Origin of the sequence: Bacillus sp. DTU_2020_1000418_1_SI_GHA_SEK_038 (assembly GCF_032341175.1) — a bacterium.
GTDB lineage: Bacteria > Bacillota > Bacilli > Bacillales > Cytobacillaceae > Cytobacillus.
Genome location: NZ_CP135435.1, coordinates 440,843 through 461,935, shown reverse-complemented (window position 1 = coordinate 461,935; position 21,093 = coordinate 440,843). Strand labels below are relative to the sequence as shown.

The following is a 21,093-nucleotide window of genomic DNA, read 5'->3' as shown; positions in this document are numbered from 1 at the left end:
ATTTATCCTCTTCTTTCCGTTCTTCGTTTCATCAAAATGATTGCAAATACAGGTGCCCCTATAAGCGCTGTAATAACCCCAATGGGAAGCTCGGTTGGAGAGATAATGGTTCTTGCTACAAGATCGGCAAGTATAAGGAAGCCGCCGCCTGTTAATATGGATAAAGGCAATAAGTGCTTATGATCCGGTCCCCACAGCAGCCTAGTCAAATGAGGAATAACGAGCCCTACAAAACCGATCGTACCCGAAACCGCCACAGCCGCTCCTGTAAGCATTGAGCCTGCAATAAGAATCATCAGCTTTCTTCTCTGCACATTCACGCCTATATGCTGGGCTCTTTCTTCCCCAAAGGACATGGCATTTAGTTCATTGCTATTTATTATCAGTATAACTGACCCAATGATGAAAAATGGAATGATAATTTTGATATAAGCCCATCCGCGCATCGATACACTGCCGAGCAGCCAGCCAATTATTTGTCTTAATTCCTCACCTGTTAGAGCAATCATCAGTGAAATAAATGCTCCTAAAAAGGAACTGAAAATAATACCTGTTAAAATAATCGTCTCTACCTTCATCGACCGTTCCACATGACGGGCAAACAGCAGGACGAGAAAAATGGTAGCAAATGAAAAAAGGATGCTTAACAATGGAAGCGTAAAAAGGCCCACAAACGGAATGGAAAGTCCGAAGAATAGTGTAATAACAGCTCCCACTGAGGCACCTGAAGAAACACCTAGCGTATACGGGTCTGCGAGAGGATTTCTTAATAAACCTTGGAAGGCGGCTCCCGCAATTGCGAGAGATGCGCCAACCAAGCCTGCCAGAATAACTCTAGGAAGACGGATATTCATGACAATATTTGAAAACATGGAATCAATTTGTTCATTTGGTGTCATGCGGAAAATTTCTGCACCAATAATTTTAATAATATCTATAGCTGGAACCGAAACCGTTCCAATGGAAATGCCTAACAGCATAGCAGTTACTAAAAATGCCGATGCTAGAATATAAGCAAAAACCTTATTATTTAAATGTTTCCGGGTAAATTGCTTTTGCAAGTAGCTCTACTCCTTCAACAAGCCTTGGGCCTGAACGCGTAACTGTATCAGAATCTACGTCTACCACCTGATTATTTTTAACGGCATTAATATCCTGCCAGCCATCACGGGCTAGTACATTGCCAACAGGGTCTTCTGTATAATATCCGTGAGTTGTAATGATTACATCCGGATTTCTTTCAATTACCGCCTCTGGATCCATTTTTGGCCAATTTTCTTCGGTTACTACGTTATCTGCATGAATCATTTGAAGCATTTCGTCCATAAACGTGTTGGCTCCAACAGCATAAATTTCTGGAGCTGGGGAAACTTCAACAAACACTTTCTTGCGCTCTTCGTCCTTAATGGCTTTAGCTTTTTCTTTAATTTCTTCAAGCTTTGCTTTCATGCTTTCAACAAGAGCCTCTGCTTCTACCTTCTTCCCAGTAGCAGTTCCTATCATGTTAATAGAATTAAAGACTTCATCAAAATTCGCTGCATCATTAACAATAAGGACATTAATTCCTGCATCTCTTAGCTGCTGAAGACCAGCTTCTGCACTTTGAGCGCTAGAAGCGTGTGCCAATACGAGGTTCGGGCTTAAGGAAATAATCTTCTCAACATTAAATTCCATGCCGCCAATTTTCTCTTTTTCAGAAGCTTCAGCTGGATAGTTATCGTAATCAGACACACCAACGACTTCCTCACCTAAACCTAATCCAAACGCAATTTCTGTATTACTTGGAATCAGAGAAACAATTTTCTCAGGCTTTGATTCTATGACAACCTCATTATCGAGGGCATCCTTTATTGTGACTGGAAAATCAGCTTTTTCCTCTTGTGCTGGTTGTGTTTCCTTCTCTGCATTATTTTCCTTTGGTTCTTCTGCACTTCCCCCACATCCGGCCAAAACGCCAACAGCAAGAAGCAGTGCGAATAATAATGAATATAGCTTTTTCATTCTAAATTCCTCCAATTTTGAAATTCCTAACTCCTTTAAAATAAAAAAAACATCCCCACATTTAATATGGAGATGTTTGAATAGGTATATCAGAAAATAAGACTTGTACCTGTCAAACACCTCCTATCCTCGTAGGCTTGTGGTGCGTAAGAATTAGGCAGGTCTCCTGGCTCATGGTCATTGCTTTTCTGCGCCTTCCCATACATACATGTACAGTGGCTAATTGCAGTAAGCTCCCAATTACAGTGGCGGGACCGCGTTGGAATTACACCAACTTCCCTTTTAAGTCTTATTAAGAAAAGCGCAAGCGCCTTGTCGGGGCTAGGCGCTGGAGCTAGACAGTTCTCAAACTCGAGAAAACCTATGCTCTCTTATCTTTTAAAAAGACACCCATTCTTTAAATATGTATGAAATTTTTCCGCACTTTCGATTATACACTATATTTTTGAAAAAGGAGAAAGGTTATTTATTTTCCCTTAATAAATTCAAGTTTTTTCGTAATTCATAAACCTTTATGGTGACCGTTTCTCTTGGGATTAAATCAAAGTGAGATCCATGAATCTTACACTTTCCCTCCAGCAAAAAACCAATAACAGATATACATCCGTTATTGGCCATACATTTTCCATTCCCTTAGCTTTTTATCAAAGACAAGTTTTGCAGAACATGGGGTTTTCGCAATATATTCGTATTCCTCATACATTTCATCCATATCGGTTAAATCCCCTATGGGCCAAATGGGAATTTCAATTTTTGTCCGACTTTGATCAATATCCTTAATAGACAGTACGACCCCTTCTCTCATAAGGGGTTTCAATGTACGAAGTATATCATTTGATATCGGCGGATAGGTTTTCTTTTTCTTCAAGCCTAGCAGTGATTTCTCTACCTTTGTATTTGCCATCTTTTCAGGAATGACATCCCCGAGCATATGGAAAAAATCATCGAAATCCCGATAATATGTTTTATTAAACCAGCCGTCATCATGAGCTAAATATACAAATCGGTTACTTAAATTATTATAAAATGGCGGTTTTAGATGCTCCTTTAAATGTCCAATGTATAATAGCTCCGCGATAGCCTGACCAGAAAGCTCATTTAAATCCTCTTCCTCTTCAAAATCAATCCAGCAGAAATCACCATACCCATATACGTCTTTATCCATCAGCTTTCTCAGCTTGTCTTTTGATATATATTCATGTAAGGTGTGCATATTAAAGTCCGCATCATCATAGCGGTGCTTTAATAATAGGAGATTGTTGATTGATTCGAACAAAGCTTGTGCGAACTCAGCAAATTCAATTCCGTACGTCACAACATATTGCTCACGTTCATTCAAATGAATATAGATGATGTCTCGAATATTATGGTTCCTTTTTTTCAATGGTGAAACCTCCGTACTTATAATAAATATATGCTTTCATTTTTAGAATAAATAAAGACATTTAATAACAAAATCATCTTATCAATAAAAATCAATTTAAAGTATCACTAGTTTTATTTTCCACATAAAAGTTTCAATTATATTTATCATAACTGCATTTCTTTCAATAGCAACTTTTTTTATAATATTCATGATATGTTATTCATTATGCCATGTGCCATATAGATAAAACCTCATTCCCGCGAAAGGAGTGTGAGACGAATGATTCAGAATATGACAGAAAATCAGATCACTCTTCACATTATTAAAACATTAAAGGAAAATAAGAAAAAAGAGTTTGAAACCATTCTTGATGAATTGCAGCCTTATGATATTGCCCAAATTTACGAAGACCTCCCAGAAAAGCATAAGACTCGTTTTTTGCTTTATATGAATGTTGACCGGCTTGCTGACTTAATACAAGAGCTAAGTAAAGAAGATCAGCTAGCGGTTTTAAATAAATTGGGCATCGAGAAAACAGGAAAAGTTCTCGATTTAATGGACAATGATGACTTAGCCCTCCTCTTGGATGATTTATCTCCTGAGAAAATCGCTTCGCTTCTTTCTGGAATGAAGAAAAGCGAATCCCAAATCGTTCAGGACATTATGAATTATCCGCCTGAGACAGCTGGGCGGTTAATGACAAACCGCTTCGTTTGGATTCGGGATTACTATACTGTTATGGATGCGGTTGGAAAGCTGAAATCTTTTGCCGAATTTGCGGAAACCATCAATTATTTATATGTCATAGATCAGGAACGGAAACTTGTCGGCGTTGTATCATACCGTGACCTCCTGATTGCTGAGCCTTCCGAGGTCATTAAGAATATTATGTACGAACGGGTTATTTCGGTATCCGTGACAACCGACCAGGAAGAAGTTGCGAGACTCGTTGAAAGATATGACTTTCTAGCGATTCCTGTCGTCAGTGAAGAAAATGTATTGATGGGAATTGCTACTGTTGACGATATTATTGACGTTGTTATTCAAGAAGCAAATGAAGATTTTGAAAAACTTTCTGCTTCGGGGAAATCAATTGATTTTGAAACAAAGGCTTTCGTTGCAGCCTATCGAAGACTGCCGTGGCTGATTTTACTCTTATTTATCGGAATTTTATCAGGGAGTATTATTAGCGGCTATGAAGATACTCTTCAGAAAGTCGTAGCACTCGCCTTCTTCATGCCTATGATCTCTGGAATGACCGGAAATACCGGCACCCAATCCCTTGCTGTCGTTGTCAGAGGGCTTGTCTCCAATGATATAGACAAAAAAGTTGTATTTAACCTCATTATGAGAGAATTTGGGGTAAGCTTGATTATTGGCTTAATTTGCGGAATTTTAATATTTCTTATTGCTTATTTCTGGCAAGATAATGCCATTTTAGGAGTCGTTGTCGGCGTTTCATTATTCCTTACGCTAATTATTGGGACACTTGCAGGAACGATCATACCTTTAATTTTGTACCGGTTCAAAATCGACCCTGCTGTTGCCTCAGGACCGTTAATTACAACATTAAATGATATTTTCTCCCTTGTAACATACTTTGGGATTGCGACAATGTTTATTAATCATCTTATGTAAAAGCATGGATCTTCCGTGCTTTTATTTTTTTGGAAACCCCTAGGCTCTTTTTTTCGTCATATAAGTATGCAGGAGGAAATACATTGAAAGGGATTTTTTTCTTTGTTACGATGAAATGGAAAGAATGAAAAGAAATAGGTGCATGCTTGATGAATAAACCAATAAAGGTATCGGAACGATTCGATTGGACATTGTGTCTCCTTTTATTTATATTTTTTTTAATAAGTTGTATGGCTATATATAGCGGGCAAGCATCCGGTCAATATGAAGGAAACTTTGTGTTGAGCCAAATTAAGAATTATGCAGTGGGAATTGTGATAATAGGAATTGTCATGTATTTTGACAGTGAACAAATCAAAAGACTTTCTTGGATTCTTTACGGGCTTGGAATTTTGCTCCTTATCGGACTATTTATTTCACCCCTTAGTTTAGTTCCAGAGATAAAAGGTGCAAGACTTTGGTATAGATTCCCTGTACTTGGTTCCTTCCAGCCGTCCGAGTTCGTTAAGATTTTTCTTATCCTTGCCCTAAGCAGAATCATTGTCAATCATTATGAAAAGTTTATCGTCAAAACGATAAAGACTGATCTATTTCTTTTATTGAAGTTAGGAATTGTAACAGCTATCCCGTTAGGTCTCATTATTATTGATGATTTAGGTACTGCCTTAGTCATTATCGCTATTGTGACTGGGATTATCTTGGTGTCAGGGATCTCATGGAAGATCATCGTTCCTATTTATGGATTAGGCGCTGTTTTTGGCGGGGCTATTCTATACCTTGTCATTTGGGCACCTGAGTTTTTGGAAAAACACTTTAATATTCAAACCTATAAATTATTTCGAATATACTCCTGGATAGATCCAGCAGGCCATAAGCAGGGTGCGGGTTTACAGCTGTATAAGTCATTGCAGGCAATCGGCTCCGGCCTTTTAACTGGAAAAGGCTTTAGCGAAAGACAGGTTTATATTCCAGATAGTCATACGGATTTCATTTTTAGCGTAATAGGTGAAGAGTATGGATTTATTGGCGGCAGTTTGGTCATAAGTTTATTTTTCCTGCTCATTTACCATTTAACGAAAACAGCTCTTGAAACGAAGGATCCATTTAATACGTATATTTGTGTGGGCGTAATCAGCATGATTACCTTCCACGTTTTTCAAAATATTGGGATGACCATTCAAGTGTTGCCAATTACAGGAATCCCTCTTCCTTTTATCAGCTATGGAGGAAGCTCTTTAATGGGGAATATGATGGCAATGGGGCTTATATTCAGTATCAGGTACCACCATAAAGCTTATATGTTTGCTTCTGATTCAAAATTCGTGGCGAAAAGAGCTAACTAAACTAGTTGGGACATTGTGGACAGCTTAACTTCCCTTAGACGATGTACCTTCCCACACGACCGCAAAAAAATCGGGCATTTACGCCCGATTTTTTCATGCCGATTCTTTTATTTTTGCTTTATAACTCTGAACCTTCATAATAGATTTTATAAAGAAAAACAGAATAAAGCAGCCTAATAAAATAAGCCCGACCATACTTAAATTCACAAGCTTAAGGATGACGCTCATTAAGGTTGCAATATAAATTCCGCTAAGAAGAAGGCTTATTTCTTTATTTTCATAATATCTCGTCAGCTTCGCGCCAAAGGACGAGCCTATTAGACCGCCTGCAACAAGCAGCAAGCTTACTTTATAATTGATCGGAACAGTGAACGCATAAGATAAAAAGGCTACTGGAACGATTAGAAAGATGGTAAAAAGACTTGTTCCTATCGCTTTCTTTGGTTCCAATGCTAAAAAGGCAACCGAAAGTGGCACAATAATAAAACCTCCGCCTACACCTAATGTTGCGGAAACAAATCCAGCGAATGCGCCAATAAGAATCATTTTAATAACAGATGGAGCTATAGGGTTACTATTATCCGAGGATCCCTCCGACTTTCGCCCTTGCTTAAACATTTTCATTGCGAAATAAGAGAGTAAAATAATATAGAAAATTGGGATAACCCACTCATCTAATCCTCTTTTTTCTAGAAAAAGCACAAATGGCCTTGCTAGCTGAGTGGCTGCAATTCCGCTTATGCCAAGAATAATTCCAATCTTCCACAGGATGTTTTTTAGGCGAATATGTGTTGTGATTCCTGAAAATGAAGTCCCAAGTGTAAATAATAAGCTTGTTGTCACCGCTTCAATGGGAGAATAGCCAAAAAGCATGAGCAGAGGGGTTAAGATAAATCCACCGCCAACCCCGAAGAAACCGGATAATACACTAATAATGGCACCTAATAGAAAAAATAAACTTATGAGCATCATAAAACTCCTTACTGAACACGGACTTTCCTATATTGTAGATGATTTATCCACTAAATACTAAATGTTTTCCGTGTAATGCTGCAAAAGTGAGATTTCTTATCCACTTACTTGTTTTTATTTGGCTTTACCTTTCCCTTGTTCCACAATTACTTATTGTTAAACATGACGAGCCTGCATTAGAAATGTTATACTTCATTAAGTTTATTAAAGGAGAATTTGATTTATGTCTGAGATGATACATGCAATCGAAGAGTGGCTGATGGAGTACGGAATATGGGGATTATTTTTTGTATCCTTTGCGGATTCTTCCTTTTTTCCGATTCCCCCAGACGTATTATTAATTCCAATGGGGATCTCCAATCCCGATAGCGTCCTATGGTACGCGTTTCTGACAACCGTTGCCTCCGTACTAGGTGCAATATTGGGATGGTTTATTGGAAAAAAACTTGGTCGCCCTGTCCTTAGATTAATTATTTCTGAGGAAAAAATTCAAAAAGTGGAACAATATTTTTCGAAGTATGGCGCAATGGCCATCCTCATTTCAGCCTTTACGCCTATTCCGTATAAAGTTTTTACGATATTCGCAGGAATATCGAAAATTCGTCTACGCGTTTTAGTCATCTGGTCTATTATCGGTCGTGGGGCACGTTTCTTTCTAGAGGCTTTATTCATTATGGCACTTGGCGAAAATGCTAGGCCTTTTATTGAAGAAAACTTCACACTAATAACCATTATTGCCTCTCTCGTTATCGTCATTGGTTATATAATATATGTATTTGTTCGAAAAAAGAAGAAAAACTAATACAAATCATTCCTAGCTCCTTTGAGGGCTAGGTTTTTTAATACTTAATACTTAATTATAATAATTGTAATTAAGTATTGATTTTAATATTGTATATGTTATAATAACTATAGACATATCAGAGGAGGATAAAATAATGGAAAACTTATATTCAGCATTAAATGTTCAAATTGCAAATTGGAGTGTCCTTTACACAAAGCTTCACCACTATCACTGGTTTGTAAAAGGACCATTCTTCTTTACACTTCATGAGAAATTTGAGGAATTTTACCATGAAGCAGCAAGCACTGTTGATGAAGTAGCTGAACGTCTGCTTACAATTGGCGGAACACCCGTTTCAACAATGAAAGAATATTTAAGTTTAGCAACCATAGAAGAAACAAAAGGTGAAACAACTACTGATGAAATGGTTTCAAGCCTAATTGCCGATTATAAGCAATTAAAGTTGGAGCTAAAAGATCTTGCCGATTTGGCTGACGAACACAATGAAGACGCAATTAATGATCTAGCTGTAGGGCTGATAGGGAAAATTGATATCCATATTTGGATGCTTAGCGCTTACCTAGGAGAATAATATAAGAAATATAAAAAGTCAGTGAGATATCTCACTGGCTTTTTGCGTTAAAAAGAGGAATTTACTTCTAAATAGTGAACTATTACAATGTCTAGCTGCAGCGCCTAGCCCCTCGAGGTCATAAGCCAATCAGTCAAGAAGGTTAAAGAACAACCTTCTCGCCTGCTTGTCTTATGCTTGTCGGGGCTGAGCACAAAGGATAGCTTCTGCGATTAGTCATCGCAGGAACAATTGTCATTTGATTGTTCCGAAGGCGCTTCCGCTTTTCTATTAATAACTATTTTGTAGGATGTGGTCATTTGAAGAAATATATTGTTCTGCTTGATATTATTTTTTATGTTGTGTTTCCGTTAGCAGTATGGAACTTAGGACGAGAGTGGTTCGGAGACTACCTGGCCATGATTCTATCCACAGTACCTGGTATTCTTTACAGCCTGTATCGCTTCTTTGAGCTCAAGAAAATAAATTTCTTCGGTATTTATTTACTTACCAATCTGATCATTACCTTCCTCATCGATGTACTAGCTGGCTCAGCCCTTCAGCTGCTGTGGAACAACGTCATTTATTCCTATATTCTAGGTGCTGTTTTCTTTGGGACGATTATCGTCAAAAAACCTATTTTTTTATATATGGCGCTTGATTTGACGGAAATGCAAGGACAGGATCGATCAGTGATGAAGTCCCTCTTCTTTAGGAAGAAAATATTAACCATCTTCAGCTGGATCACTGCTGGATTTGCCCTTAAATTTGTCATTCTGGCATCTATTAAAACATGGCTTATTCAACAATATGGTGTAGAGGCATTTGATAAAGGGATCATCTTAAGACAAGTACTAAACTGGGGCTTTACTATTGTGTCATTGAGCGGTTTTTATTTTATTAACAAGGAATTAGGAAAGTCTTCTGTAGATAATGACGAGGAACATGTTCAAGGGGAGAGTCCATTACTAAAATAATTTCCAGGATTTCAAGAAAATGTTATAATAATCTTATTGAATATGTGTAAGGAGCAACAGCATATGAACAGCTTCAAGTACTCACTCTTTATTTTCATCGGGGCATGCAGCTATGGGATTTTAGCTTCTATCGTCAAAACAGGTTTAACTGCAGGCCATACTGTCTATGAGTTAACTGGCAGCCAGTATTTATTTGGTTTCTTACTGCTTTTAATAACTTTTCCATTCATTAAGCGGATAAAGATTAGCTTTAAACAAGCTGGGGCACTTATGTTAACCGGCACTGCCTTAAGCCTGACTGGTATTTTTTACGGGCTAAGCCTTGAACGTGTTTCTGCTTCCCTAGCAATCGTTCTCTTATTTCAATTCACATGGATTGGTATATTAATAGAAGCCATTTATGAAAAGAAAATGCCAAGCAAAAATAAAATTCTTTCTGTCGTCTTTCTAATTGTTGGAACTATTTTTGCTAGCAATCTTTTAAGCAGCAGCGGCCAGCCTCTTCAAATAGATGGTTTGGTTTATGGATTATTGTCTGCTGTTACGTATGCAGTATTTATTTTTGCAAGCGGGAAAGTGGCAAAAGAAGTACCGACCATTCAACGCAGTCTTTTTATTACGCTTGGCGGACTTATCGTTCTTGTATTCATTGCAGGTCCTATGCTTATTACGAATGGGATTCACCTCGATGGTCTATGGAAATATAGTTTATCAATGGCTTTTTTTGGTGCGATTTTTCCGATTGTTCTCTTTGCCATCGGAACACCGAAAATTGATGCGGGGTTAGCTGCCATTGTCGGATCTGCCGAACTGCCTGCTGCGATTGTCGCTGCCATGCTTATTTTGGGAGAGAGAATATCGGGTGCGCAAACAATTGGGATTGCACTGATCTTAATTGGCATTTCCATTCCCCAGCTTCAGTTTATTAAAATGTCTCGAAATCGTTTAGGTACTTGATAGATTTTAGGAGGGAAATAGATAATGATTTTCAAAGAAACCATTTCTTCCGATGAAGAACTTCGGACCTTATTAGGAACGCCCAGCAAAAATGTGACCAATAAAGCGATCGATCATGTAGATCATCACTGCAAGGATTTTATCGCAAAGTCTTCAATGGTATTTATCTCTACCTCAGATGCAAATGGACATTGCGATACTTCTCCCCGAGGGGATGCACCTGGATTCGTACATGTTCTAGATCAACAGCATATTGTTATACCTGAAAGACCCGGAAACAAACGATCCGATTCGCTGAGGAATATCATTGCCAATCCGCATATCGGTCTTATTTTTGTCATTCCGGGCCTCGAAGAAACTTTAAGAATGAATGGAAAGGCATGCATTATTAAAGATTCGGATATTCTCGAAAAAATGGCTGTTAACAGCAAGGTCCCTTTACTCGGCATCGGGGTTAGAGTAGAAGAATGCTATATTCATTGCGCAAAGGCCTTTAAGCGTTCTAAGCTTTGGCACCCAGAAACTTGGCTGCCCAAAGAGCAGTTGCCTTATCCGGCAAAAATATTAGCAGATCATATTAATTTACCAGATGTAAATAGCGAGACCATTCATACATCTCTTGAGGAAAGCTATTTAAAAAGACTATATTGACCAGTACACTGAAAAGGAGTGGTTCTAAAGAGTCATTCCTTTTCATATTTAATAAAATTTCTCCCCTCAAAAAAACGCCCTATCTCGTTAGATAGAACGCTCCTTAATCATTTATCATATATCGTGAAAGTAGATTGCCGATTTGTGCTAGTGTTTTCCTGCCATCATCCTGCTCGGAAAGCTGATCGATCAGAATGGCTGCATATACAGTTTTACTGCCATGTTTAAGGATGGCACAATCATGCTCAATCCCAGGCAGTTCACCTGTTTTGCTAGCAACTTTAACCATCTCTAAATCTATCCTATTGGAAAGCTTATTTTTAAATTGTTGCTTTGCTAGTATGCCAAAGGCCTTTTCTGAGCTTTCTTTTGATAAAAAACTATGTTGATTAATAACCTTTAAGCAGGTAACCATATCATTCGCAGATGTAAAATTGTCCAGCCCATTTTTCATTGCTTCGAAGTCCATCATCTTCCGGTTAAGTTCCGTGTTTTGCAGGTTTAGAGTTTTCATACACTGCTTGATTTTATTTTTTCCTAGCCGATTGATCAATAGATTGGTGGCTGTATTATCAGATACAATGATCATTAAGACCATTAGATCAATGATTTTCAGTTTCAAATCCTCTGATAAAGCCTGAAGAACTCCAGCCCCTCCGACTCTGTTAGAGGGCAAGGCGGGCAAATATTCCTCAAGGTTTAGAACCCCATGATCACTCTGCCGAAATCCTTCAATAAGAATCGGAATCTTAATCAGGCTCGCCGCAGAAAATCTCTCAGCTCCATTGACTTCTATTCTGCCTTCTTGAGTTTCAATCACTACTCCCACTCTGCCATCACAATGAGTGATTAACTCCGATATCTGCCTTTTTAAAAATCCGATGTCCATATCAATCCCTCGAGCGGATTGTAACAGCGACTTGTGAGCCGTTAACATCACCTGTTATGTTTTTATTATATAAATGGCAGGCAACAAAATGGCTCTCCTCCACTTCCTGCCACTCGGGCTTCATCGTTGCACAAGCTTCCATCGCATATGGACAGCGAGTTCTGAATACGCATCCACTCGGCGGATTAATTGGACTCGGAAGCTCTCCCTGTAAGATAATTCGTTCACGCCTGTCTTCTACATCCGGATCTGGAATCGGAATGGCTGATAAAAGAGCCTGTGTATATGGGTGAAGTGGATTTTTGTAAAGATTAGCGCTTTCCGTCAATTCCACAAGGTTCCCTAAATACATAACGCCAATCCGGTCGCTAATATGTTTGACCATGGATAAATCATGGGCGATAAATAAATAAGTTAACCCCTTCTTCTTTTGAAGATTCTTCAGAAGATTGACCACCTGTGCCTGAACAGAAACATCCAGAGCAGAAATCGGTTCATCTGCAATAATAAAATCTGGGTCTAACGAAAGGGCGCGGGCAATACCAATCCTCTGTCTTTGTCCGCCGCTAAACTCATGCGGATAGCGATTCGCGTGGTCCCTATTTAGACCAACATCTTCTAATAATTGATATACTCTTTCGAGGCGTTCTTTCTTATCTGGATATACCCCGTGAACCTCCATTGGCTCCGATATGATTTCCTTTACGGTTGAACGCGGATTTAATGAAGCATATGGATCCTGAAAAATCATTTGCATCTTTCGATGGAAGGCGAATCTTTCTTTTTCATTCATTTCATGGACATTTTTGCCGTCAAATATAACTTCGCCCTCTGTCCGATCATACAGCCCAATAATGGTGCGTCCGGCTGTTGATTTTCCGCAGCCAGACTCCCCTACAATCCCAAACGTTTCTCCCTTTTTTATATAGAATGAAACATCGTCAACCGCCTTTAAAATTTGTCCTTTTCCTAAAGAAAAATGTTTCTTAAGGTGCTTTACTTCTAACAATGCTTCATTTGTCATTACTATTCCCCCGTCTCTTGCCAATAGCGTCTAGCTGCACATAATTCCTTTTCATAGTTCGTGTCTTTTAAATCAATAATCTCAATAGTTTTCCCTGTATTAGGGGAATGCAGCAGCTTTCCTTCTCCGTAATAAATGCCAACGTGGTGTATACGGCCTTTCCCTTCTTCATATGCAAAGAACAGCAGATCACCGGGCTTTATATCTTTCAAGCTTACTTCCTGACCTGAGGCTGCCTGATCATGTGCATCACGGGGAATCGTGTATCCATTTGCCTTACACATTGAGTAGCTAAATCCCGAACAATCATAGCCGAAGCTGCTCATTCCGCCCCATAAATAAGGCAACCCTAGGAATTGCTCACCTGCTGCAACAATACTTTGTCCATTTCCTTTCAGTCGGGCATGCAAGGATTCATGCTGACTGATTTCTCCAGCCTTTAACATTCCCTCACCTGATGGTGTTTGAACCCGTACCCAATCACCTTCTATCCCAATGACAGGCAATACAGTTTGATAGCTTAATGTCATAATAGGCTCATAATCGCTTCCGTATAGAGTACTTTTTTTCTCTTCTACGACTGCAATTGGTCCCTCTTGCAGCTTCCAGTCTCGAGACTCAACAAGCTGAGCCTTCGGAACCCATCCGGGATAGCCTTTCGGATTCTTGGAAGAAGCTTGGTCGAGGACAAGGATTTGTGCCCAATCTTCCTTCTCCTCTGTAACAAGAACCTCCTGCCCAAATAACACTTGCGTTTGAACGAGGTTTTGATTACATAGCCCTAGGCTCGTTTCATAGGTCAAGCCATTTATCCACGATTCCACTTCAGCTGGGTACTCCACCGCTTCTTTATCGATATCCCTCGCTGAGTCATGAGATGTCCAGACGGTTGCGACCGGAACATTAACTAGCCATTTATATTGAGTTGCCAATTGAAGCACCTTCCTCTACATGAACATGACGTATGCCTAATCCTGGCTCTGATGGCAGTGTAACTTTTCTGCCGTTATATTTAATACCGCCTTCAACTAGCTCCTTCGCTAACATTAATGGAGCATCAAAGTCAAAGCGGGTAATATTTCTCTTACTAGCCGCAAAGTGTGCTGCAGCTGTAATACCAATCCGCGTTTCAATCATACTTCCAACCATACATTCCATTCCGCTTACCTCTGCAAGCTGATTGATAATTTGGGCCTGATAGATTCCGCCAGATTTCATTAATTTAATATTAATTAAATCTGCACTCCTAGTTTTTATCACCTCAAAGGCCTGCCGCGGTGAGAAAACACTTTCGTCCGCCATGATCAAAGTATCCACATGATCAGTTACCTGTTTAAGACCAGCTATATCCCAAGCTTTTACAGGCTGTTCAACAAGCTCAATATTTAAATCCAGCGCTTCCATTTTACGAATAGCTTGAATGGCTTCCTTCGGTGACCAGCCCTGGTTTGCATCAAGGCGAATTTTAATTCCCTTGCCGACACGTCCCCTTATTTCACGAATCCTCTCAATATCTGTCAGAACATTATCCTTTCCAACCTTTACCTTCAGCACATCAAATCCCTGCTGCACATATGCAACAGCGTCTTCTCCCATTTCTTCAGGTCCGTTTACACTTACTGTATAGTCGGTTTCTATTTCCTTTTTATGCCCCCCTAAAAACTGATAAAGCGGGAGCTTGCACTGCTGTGACAGACAATCATAGAGGGCCATATCAATCGCTGCTTTTGCACTCGAATTTCCGATTAAAATTGATTGGATCCCTTGAAAAATAGCTTCATAATTTAATAGACTTTGCTGCTCTAAATATGGTTTTAAAACTTGATGAATGGCTGATTCAATACTTGAAAGAGTCTCTCCGGTAATGACAACAGTTGGCGGAGCTTCCCCCCAGCCTGTTATTCCGTTGTCGCATGAGACCTTTACTAAGATTGACTCAGCTGTAGTCACAGTGCGCAGTGCTGTTTTGAATGGTTTTATAAGTGGTATTGCTACCCTGTATGTTTCAATTTTGTCTATTTTCATCTATACCACCCTTTAAGGTTGTTCAAAAGGAACTGAAGCCTATCACCCTTTGAACTAAATCTTTTTTTTCTGTATGCCGCTTTCGATTATTAATTGTTTATTTTCTGTATCCAATTCCGCATTCACGCCAAGGGGGATGGAAATATGCGGTGAGCAATGACCGAATCTAAAACCTTTAACGGCAGGCTTATTTGCCAAGAGCGAATAATGTTGAATTACCTCATCAAGGGATAAAGATAACTCTCTTTCCGGAACACAGTTATTAAAATCACCAATAAGGAGTCCTGCTGCATCATAAAGCTTCCCTGCCATATGCAATTGATTTAACATTCTATCTATAGAACGAGGCTCTTCATTAATATCTTCAATTAATAAAAGCTTGCCCTTAGTATCAATCTCAAATGGGGTGCCAATTGTGCTCGCTATAAGGGTCAGATTCCCACCAGTTATTTCTCCACTGACCTTGCCCTCAATTAAAGTTTCTAATGGAGAAATTTCTTCGTTATATTGGATCTCAGTTGGTTCGAATAATTGCTTAAAATATTCCTTCGAAAGTGGATCTGCATCCACTTTTCCGATATCAGATGCAAGCATAGGGCCATGAAAAGTAATAAGTCCTGCTAGCTTGCGAATAGCCGTATGCAAAAAGGTAATATCGCTGTAGCCCCAGAAAATTTTCGGGTTGCTTTTAATAAGCTCGTAATCAACCTGGGAAGCAATTCTCCCTGTCCCATATCCTCCGCCTGCACAGATAATTGCCTTTACGTCATTATCTGCAAACATCATATGTAAATCTGCCAATCGATCTTCATCTTTTCCAGCTAAATATCCATATTGATCATAAACATGTTTTCCAAGCTTTATCTTTAACCCCAAATCTTCAATGAAAGCAAAGGAACGATGCAAATTCTCCTGATTTGGCGGACTAGCTGGCGCGATAATTCCGATAGTGTCTCCAGCCTTTAACGCTCGTGGTTTTACTAACATGCTGTCACATCCCTTTTGAAATTTAGGTCCTTCTCCATACCATCATATTCAAAAAGTCCCCTCGTACCTCTCTTTTTCAAAAAAGGGATGTTCACTTGAACATCCCTTTTCAAATTTAATTTAACTTACAAGTAAGTTAGCATAGACTAGGGGCTAGAGGTCATAAGCCCCTGGCAAGGCGCTTCCGCTTTTAATTTTTATCCGCCCACTTCAGCTCCATATATCCAACAGGATGGCGAACGATGCCTGAAACAGCTTCATTCTCTAAATTAACTTGGTTATAGAAATAAAGAGGGACGATTGGCATTTCTTCAAATAGGATTTTCTCAGCCTCGTACATCATTTCGTACCGCTTTGCTTCATCTGCTTCATTTTTTGCGTCCTTAATTAATTGATCATACTTTGCATTGCTCCAGCCCGTGCGGTTCATGGATAGACCAGTCTGGAAGTTTTCTAGAAAGTTAATTGGATCCGCATAGTCAGCAAGGAAGGAACTGCGTGAGAACTGGAATTTCAAGGCTTTTTGGTCTTCCGCAAATACGTTCCACTCCATATTAGCAAGCTTCACTTCTACACCTAGATTATCCTTAAACATTTGCTGAAGAGCCTCAGCAATTTTCTTATGGGAATCACTTGTGCTGTAAGTTATTGTTACTTCAGGAAGTGTCTCATAGCCTTCCTCTTCCATTCCTTTTGCTAAAAGAGCTTTTGCCTCTTCGACATCTGTTTTCACAAGGTCTCCAGCTGTTTCACGGAAATCCTTGCCGTTCGCATCATTAAATCCATAGGCAACGAAGCCATATGCTGGCTTTTGTTTATTTTTTGTAACATAATCAACAATTTGCTGCTGGTCAATGGCCATAGCAAAGGCTTTACGAATATTTACGTTTTGGAACGGCTCCATTGTTACATTAAAACGATAGAAATAATCTCCTGCCTGATCTTCAACCTTCGCTTTCCCTTCTGCGAGAATTTGTTCAGCTAGATCTGCTGGAACTGCAGATACATCAAGTTCTCCAGTTTGGAACATTTGGTATTCCGTGTTTGTATCATCGATAATGGCCCAATGAACTTTGTCTAGCTTCACTGTTCCAGCATCCCAGTATTGGTCATTCTTTTCCATTACAAAATGGCTGTCATGCTGCCATTCTGTTAAGTTAAAAGGTCCATTTCCAACAAATGATGCTGCTTCAGCAAACCATTTTGGATTTTCAGTAGCTACCTTCTCATTAATTGGGAAGAAAGCTGGGTTTGTAATAACACTTAAGAAATAAGCTTGTGGACTAATTAAAGTTACTTCGAATGTTTTATCATCAACTGCTTTAACCTTCACATCATCAGCTGAACCTTCGCCATTGTTATAAGCTTCTGCTCCCTCGATGAAATAGCCGAGGAATGCAGCTGGAGATCCTGTTTCAGGGTCTAAAAGTCGTTTCCATGCAAATACAAAATCGCCTGCTGTTACATCATCGCCATTTGACCATTTTGCATTATCCCGAATATGGAAAGTATATATTTTCCCATCTTCTGAAACATCCCATTTTTCAGCCGTTGCCGCCTCTGGATCATGGTTAGTGCCTAAGCGTGTTAAACCTTCCATTAAGTTATTTAACGCAGCCCAAGAGACATTATCAAAACCGATTGGCGGATCAAACGATGTTGGCTCCATGCCATTGTTTAGATATAGAACCTTTTCAGTAACTACCTCTTCTTTTGTGCCCTCATCATTATTGTCTTTTTCTACAGGCTCTTTTCCTGCATCCTGCTTTGCTGTACAGGCCGCAAGTATAATGATTAATAGGCCTGTCATCAAAAGCGATAAAAATCTTTTCATGCCAATTCCCCCTTCATAAAAATAATGATCATTTTTACTATTTTCAGCTATATGATGATCGCTGATAGAAAAGAACCTAGAAAGGCTGCTAGCTCCTGACTCGCATATATGAACTAAATTCCCGCTAAACTTAAGAATTCAGTTCTGCTTCCAAACTAGCAATCCTTTGTTAGGTCTAACCTACTTCATACTTGCCAGCATTTTAACAGCACGTTCGTCCTGCAGCCAGCAATCAACATGATGTTCATTACTTAGGTGGGTTTTAAATGGATAAGCCCGCTCACAAACTTCCATCGCATAGCTGCATCTTGCAGTAAAAGGGCAGCCTTTAGGTGGAGAAAATAGATCTGGAGGAGAGCCGCCTATCGGGACAAGCTCAGCACCAACTAAATCTAGACGAGGAACAGAGTTCAATAATCCCTTCGTATATGGGTGCTGCGGCTGATAGAATATATCTCTTCTTGATCCGGCTTCTACAATTTTCCCAGCATACATGACCGCAATCCGGTCAGCCACTTGAGCAACTACGCCAAGATCATGAGTTATAAGAATAATAGATACACCTGTTTTCTTCTGAATATCTTTAAATAAGTCTAATATTTGTGCTTGTATCGTTACATCCAGTGCCGTTGTAGGCTCATCAGCAATCAATACCTCTGGCTGGCAAACGAGAGCCATTGCAATGACAATACGCTGCCTCATCCCCCCGCTAAATTGGTGAGGATAATGCTTTAACCTCTCCTCTGGATCAGGGATGCCTACTAATTCCAGCATTTCTAACGCTGTCTCTTTGGCCTCTTGTCTGGAAATGGATTTATGCTGCAAAATCCCTTCAATAATCTGTTCGCCAATCTTTAAAGTAGGGTTAAGAGCTGTCATCGGATCCTGAAAAATCATCGATATATCAGCCCCGCGAATATTTCTCATTTCCGGCTCTTTCAATTTAGTTAAATCGTTTCCTTTAAATAGAACCGAGCCATCGACAATTTTACCAGGCGGATTTGGGATAAGGCGCATAATACTTTGTGATGTTACACTTTTGCCGCAGCCCGATTCTCCCACAATAGCTAGAGTTTCTCCTTTGTATAAGTCAAAGGTAACCCCTCGGACAGCTTTCACTTCTCCGCCGTATGTCTTAAACGAAACATGGAGATTATTTACTTCGAGAACTTTTTCCATGATGATTACCTCCTTAACTTCGGATCAAGTGCATCCTGGAGTCCGTCCCCGAGCACATTAAACGAAAACATGGTCAGTGAAATAAAGAATGCAGGGAAAAATAATCTCCACCAATGACCTGATAGAATAGTAGACAAACCATCGCTTGCCATTGACCCCCAGCTAGCAAAAGGCGGCTGAATGCCTAGTCCCAGAAAGCTTAGAAAAGCTTCTGCGAAAATAGCAGATGGTACGGTTAAAGTCATTTGTACAATAATCGGCCCCATTGTGTTTGGAAGCAGATTCTTCTTAATAATCCTTGATGTTTTCGTTCCGAATGTCTTAGATGCAAGAACAAATTCGTAGTTTTTTATTTGCAGGACCTGCCCTCTTACAATCCGGGCCATTCCAATCCATCCTGTTACAGTAAGGGCAAAGATAATTGTAAATAAACCTGGCCCCATGACAACACTTATTAAAATAACTATTAATAAATATGGCAGTCCGTATAAAATTTCAACAATTCTCATCATAACATTGTCTGTTTTTCCGCCTTTATATCCGGCAATTCCTCCATAGACAACCCCAATGGCAAAATCAATTAATGCAGCTACGATCCCAACAAACAGGGATATTCTAGCTCCATACCACGTTCGAGAAAATACATCCCTTCCCAGTTCATCTGTCCCAAACCAGTGTTTACTTGAAGGGGGCAAATTTTGATTCATGAGCTTCTGCTCTGTGACATCATGTGGGGAAATGATTGGTCCAAATATCGCCATAAAGGCAAGAAAAATGAGAAATGTCAGTCCCGCCATGGCTAATTTATTCTTTAATAGGCGTCTCCATGCGTCCTTCCAGTAGCTAAGACTTGGACGAACAACGGCCTCAGCCTCAGCTTGATTACTTTTTTTCGGGACAAACCATTCATCAGGAATGTCTGCTGCAATATGTCGATCATGCTGTTTTTTTAGTTCCATTAGGCCGCCTCCTTTTTATGCAGCTTGATTCGAGGGTCGAGGATGCCATAAGCAATGTCCACTAAAAATAGCATCATAATTAGAATTGAGCTGTAAAAGACTGTTGTCCCCATGATGACCGGGTAGTCTCGCTGATTAATACTTTCCACAAAATACTTTCCCATGCCCGGGATGGCAAAAATCTTTTCGATAACAAATGTCCCCGTAAGAATACTGGCTGCAAGTGAGCCTAATACGGTAACGACCGGCAATAGTGCATTTCTTAATGCATGTTTAAAAACAATTTTCACTGGTGACAATCCCTTTGCTTTTGCTGTCCTAATATAATCCTGTGTCAGTACTTCAAGCATACTGGCTCTCGTTAACCTGGCGATAATGGCCATTGGGCCAGTTGCAAGCGCTAACGTTGGCAGTATCATATGCTTCGGACTCACCCATGTAGCAACTGGAAGGATACCCCAGTTAACGGCCACTTGTTGAATAAGAAGGGTAGCCATTACGAAGTTTGGAATTGAGATCCCGAGAACAGCTATGGTCATGGCCAAATAATCAATAAAGCCATTATGACGAAGGGCGGCAATTACCCCAAGTGTTATGCCGGATAGCACCGCAACAATTAATGTAACAATCCCTAACTCAAACGAAACCGGGAATCCCCTTCCAAGCATTTCATTAACGGTTTGAGATGACTTTTTGATAGAAGGTCCAAAGTCTAATGTAGCAACTGATTTCAAATACATTCCATATTGAACATATAGCGGTTTATCCAAGTGATAGAACTTTTCCAGGTTCCTTTGAACCGTCTCATTCGTAGCCCTTTCTTCGTTAAAAGGAGAGCCTGGTATCGAATGCATGAGAAAAAAGGTAAGTGTAACGATTAGCCAAAGTGTTACGAGCATGGCAATGAGGCGTTTTACAATGTATGTTGTCATTTAA

Annotated in this window: 20 protein-coding genes and 1 riboswitch; of the genes, 7 read left to right on the top strand and 13 right to left on the bottom strand. The window is 39.6% G+C overall.

Annotated elements, in window-relative coordinates:
• Positions 1 to 2: 2 nt before the first annotated feature.
• From RRV45_RS02420 to RRV45_RS02410, 3 genes are all read right to left on the bottom strand, one after another.
• Complete coding sequence (locus RRV45_RS02420; protein ID WP_315667168.1) at positions 3 to 1,061, bottom strand: FecCD family ABC transporter permease; 1,059 nt, start codon at positions 1,059 to 1,061, stop codon at positions 3 to 5.
• Positions 1,027 to 2,001, bottom strand: coding sequence for an ABC transporter substrate-binding protein (locus RRV45_RS02415; RefSeq protein ID WP_315667167.1), 975 nt, complete (start codon positions 1,999 to 2,001; stop codon positions 1,027 to 1,029). Before RRV45_RS02415 ends, RRV45_RS02420 begins: the two co-directional genes overlap by 35 nt.
• A gap of 138 nt (positions 2,002 to 2,139) precedes the next feature.
• Positions 2,140 to 2,331: riboswitch (cobalamin riboswitch) on the bottom strand.
• Between the two features lie 277 nt (positions 2,332 to 2,608).
• On the bottom strand, positions 2,609 to 3,385 hold the full coding sequence (locus tag RRV45_RS02410; protein WP_315667166.1) for a hypothetical protein: 777 nt from the start codon (positions 3,383 to 3,385) through the stop codon (positions 2,609 to 2,611).
• 261 nt (positions 3,386 to 3,646) lie between these two features.
• On the opposite strand from RRV45_RS02410, the gene mgtE reads away from it, so the two are divergent.
• Together mgtE and RRV45_RS02400 are read left to right on the top strand one after the other, a co-directional pair.
• Positions 3,647 to 5,005, top strand: a complete 1,359-nt coding sequence (mgtE, locus tag RRV45_RS02405) for a magnesium transporter (protein ID WP_315667165.1) — start codon at positions 3,647 to 3,649, stop codon at positions 5,003 to 5,005.
• A 149-nt stretch (positions 5,006 to 5,154) separates the two neighbouring features.
• Positions 5,155 to 6,348, top strand: coding sequence for an FtsW/RodA/SpoVE family cell cycle protein (locus RRV45_RS02400; RefSeq protein WP_315667164.1), 1,194 nt, complete (start codon positions 5,155 to 5,157; stop codon positions 6,346 to 6,348).
• Positions 6,349 to 6,441: 93 nt separating this feature from the next.
• Here RRV45_RS02400 and RRV45_RS02395 read toward each other — a convergent pair whose 3' ends face one another.
• Entirely contained in the window at positions 6,442 to 7,320 is an 879-nt protein-coding gene (locus tag RRV45_RS02395; protein WP_315667163.1) for a sulfite exporter TauE/SafE family protein, read from the bottom strand.
• A gap of 223 nt (positions 7,321 to 7,543) precedes the next feature.
• On the opposite strand from RRV45_RS02395, the gene RRV45_RS02390 reads away from it, so the two are divergent.
• The 5 genes from RRV45_RS02390 (at position 7,544) to RRV45_RS02370 (ending at position 11,260) form a co-directional block, all read left to right on the top strand.
• Positions 7,544 to 8,122 (top strand): YqaA family protein, encoded by a 579-nt coding sequence (locus tag RRV45_RS02390; RefSeq protein WP_315667162.1) that lies wholly within the window; start codon positions 7,544 to 7,546, stop codon positions 8,120 to 8,122.
• Between the two features lie 136 nt (positions 8,123 to 8,258).
• Entirely contained in the window at positions 8,259 to 8,696 is a 438-nt protein-coding gene (locus RRV45_RS02385; protein ID WP_315667160.1) for a Dps family protein, read from the top strand.
• Between the two features lie 299 nt (positions 8,697 to 8,995).
• Positions 8,996 to 9,652, top strand: coding sequence for a VC0807 family protein (locus RRV45_RS02380; protein WP_315667159.1), 657 nt, complete (start codon positions 8,996 to 8,998; stop codon positions 9,650 to 9,652).
• 63 nt (positions 9,653 to 9,715) lie between these two features.
• Positions 9,716 to 10,609, top strand: a complete 894-nt coding sequence (locus RRV45_RS02375) for an EamA family transporter (protein ID WP_315667158.1) — start codon at positions 9,716 to 9,718, stop codon at positions 10,607 to 10,609.
• A gap of 24 nt (positions 10,610 to 10,633) precedes the next feature.
• A complete protein-coding gene (locus tag RRV45_RS02370) occupies positions 10,634 to 11,260 on the top strand; it encodes a pyridoxamine 5'-phosphate oxidase family protein (protein ID WP_315667157.1) in 627 nt (208 codons plus the stop codon).
• A 103-nt stretch (positions 11,261 to 11,363) separates the two neighbouring features.
• Here RRV45_RS02370 and RRV45_RS02365 read toward each other — a convergent pair whose 3' ends face one another.
• From RRV45_RS02365 to RRV45_RS02325, 9 genes are all read right to left on the bottom strand, one after another.
• Positions 11,364 to 12,149, bottom strand: coding sequence for a serine hydrolase (locus RRV45_RS02365; RefSeq protein WP_315667156.1), 786 nt, complete (start codon positions 12,147 to 12,149; stop codon positions 11,364 to 11,366).
• Between the two features lies 1 nt (position 12,150).
• Positions 12,151 to 13,173 (bottom strand): ABC transporter ATP-binding protein, encoded by a 1,023-nt coding sequence (locus tag RRV45_RS02360; RefSeq protein WP_315667155.1) that lies wholly within the window; start codon positions 13,171 to 13,173, stop codon positions 12,151 to 12,153.
• Between the two features lie 2 nt (positions 13,174 to 13,175).
• Entirely contained in the window at positions 13,176 to 14,105 is a 930-nt protein-coding gene (locus RRV45_RS02355; protein WP_315667154.1) for a C40 family peptidase, read from the bottom strand.
• Entirely contained in the window at positions 14,089 to 15,198 is a 1,110-nt protein-coding gene (locus tag RRV45_RS02350) for a dipeptide epimerase (protein ID WP_315667153.1), read from the bottom strand. The genes RRV45_RS02355 and RRV45_RS02350 overlap by 17 nt, the downstream gene beginning before the upstream one ends.
• Before the next feature lie 54 nt (positions 15,199 to 15,252).
• Positions 15,253 to 16,185, bottom strand: coding sequence for a S66 peptidase family protein (locus RRV45_RS02345; protein WP_315667152.1), 933 nt, complete (start codon positions 16,183 to 16,185; stop codon positions 15,253 to 15,255).
• A 190-nt stretch (positions 16,186 to 16,375) separates the two neighbouring features.
• A complete protein-coding gene (locus RRV45_RS02340) occupies positions 16,376 to 18,019 on the bottom strand; it encodes a peptide ABC transporter substrate-binding protein (protein WP_315667151.1) in 1,644 nt (547 codons plus the stop codon).
• 180 nt (positions 18,020 to 18,199) lie between these two features.
• Positions 18,200 to 19,198 (bottom strand): ABC transporter ATP-binding protein, encoded by a 999-nt coding sequence (locus tag RRV45_RS02335; RefSeq protein ID WP_315667150.1) that lies wholly within the window; start codon positions 19,196 to 19,198, stop codon positions 18,200 to 18,202.
• 5 nt (positions 19,199 to 19,203) lie between these two features.
• Positions 19,204 to 20,157, bottom strand: a complete 954-nt coding sequence (locus tag RRV45_RS02330) for an ABC transporter permease (RefSeq protein ID WP_315667149.1) — start codon at positions 20,155 to 20,157, stop codon at positions 19,204 to 19,206.
• Positions 20,157 to 21,089 carry an ABC transporter permease gene (locus tag RRV45_RS02325; protein ID WP_315667148.1) on the bottom strand — a complete coding sequence of 311 codons (933 nt, stop codon included), beginning with the start codon at positions 21,087 to 21,089 and terminating at the stop codon, positions 20,157 to 20,159. The genes RRV45_RS02330 and RRV45_RS02325 overlap by 1 nt, the downstream gene beginning before the upstream one ends.
• Positions 21,090 to 21,093: the final 4 nt, after the last annotated feature.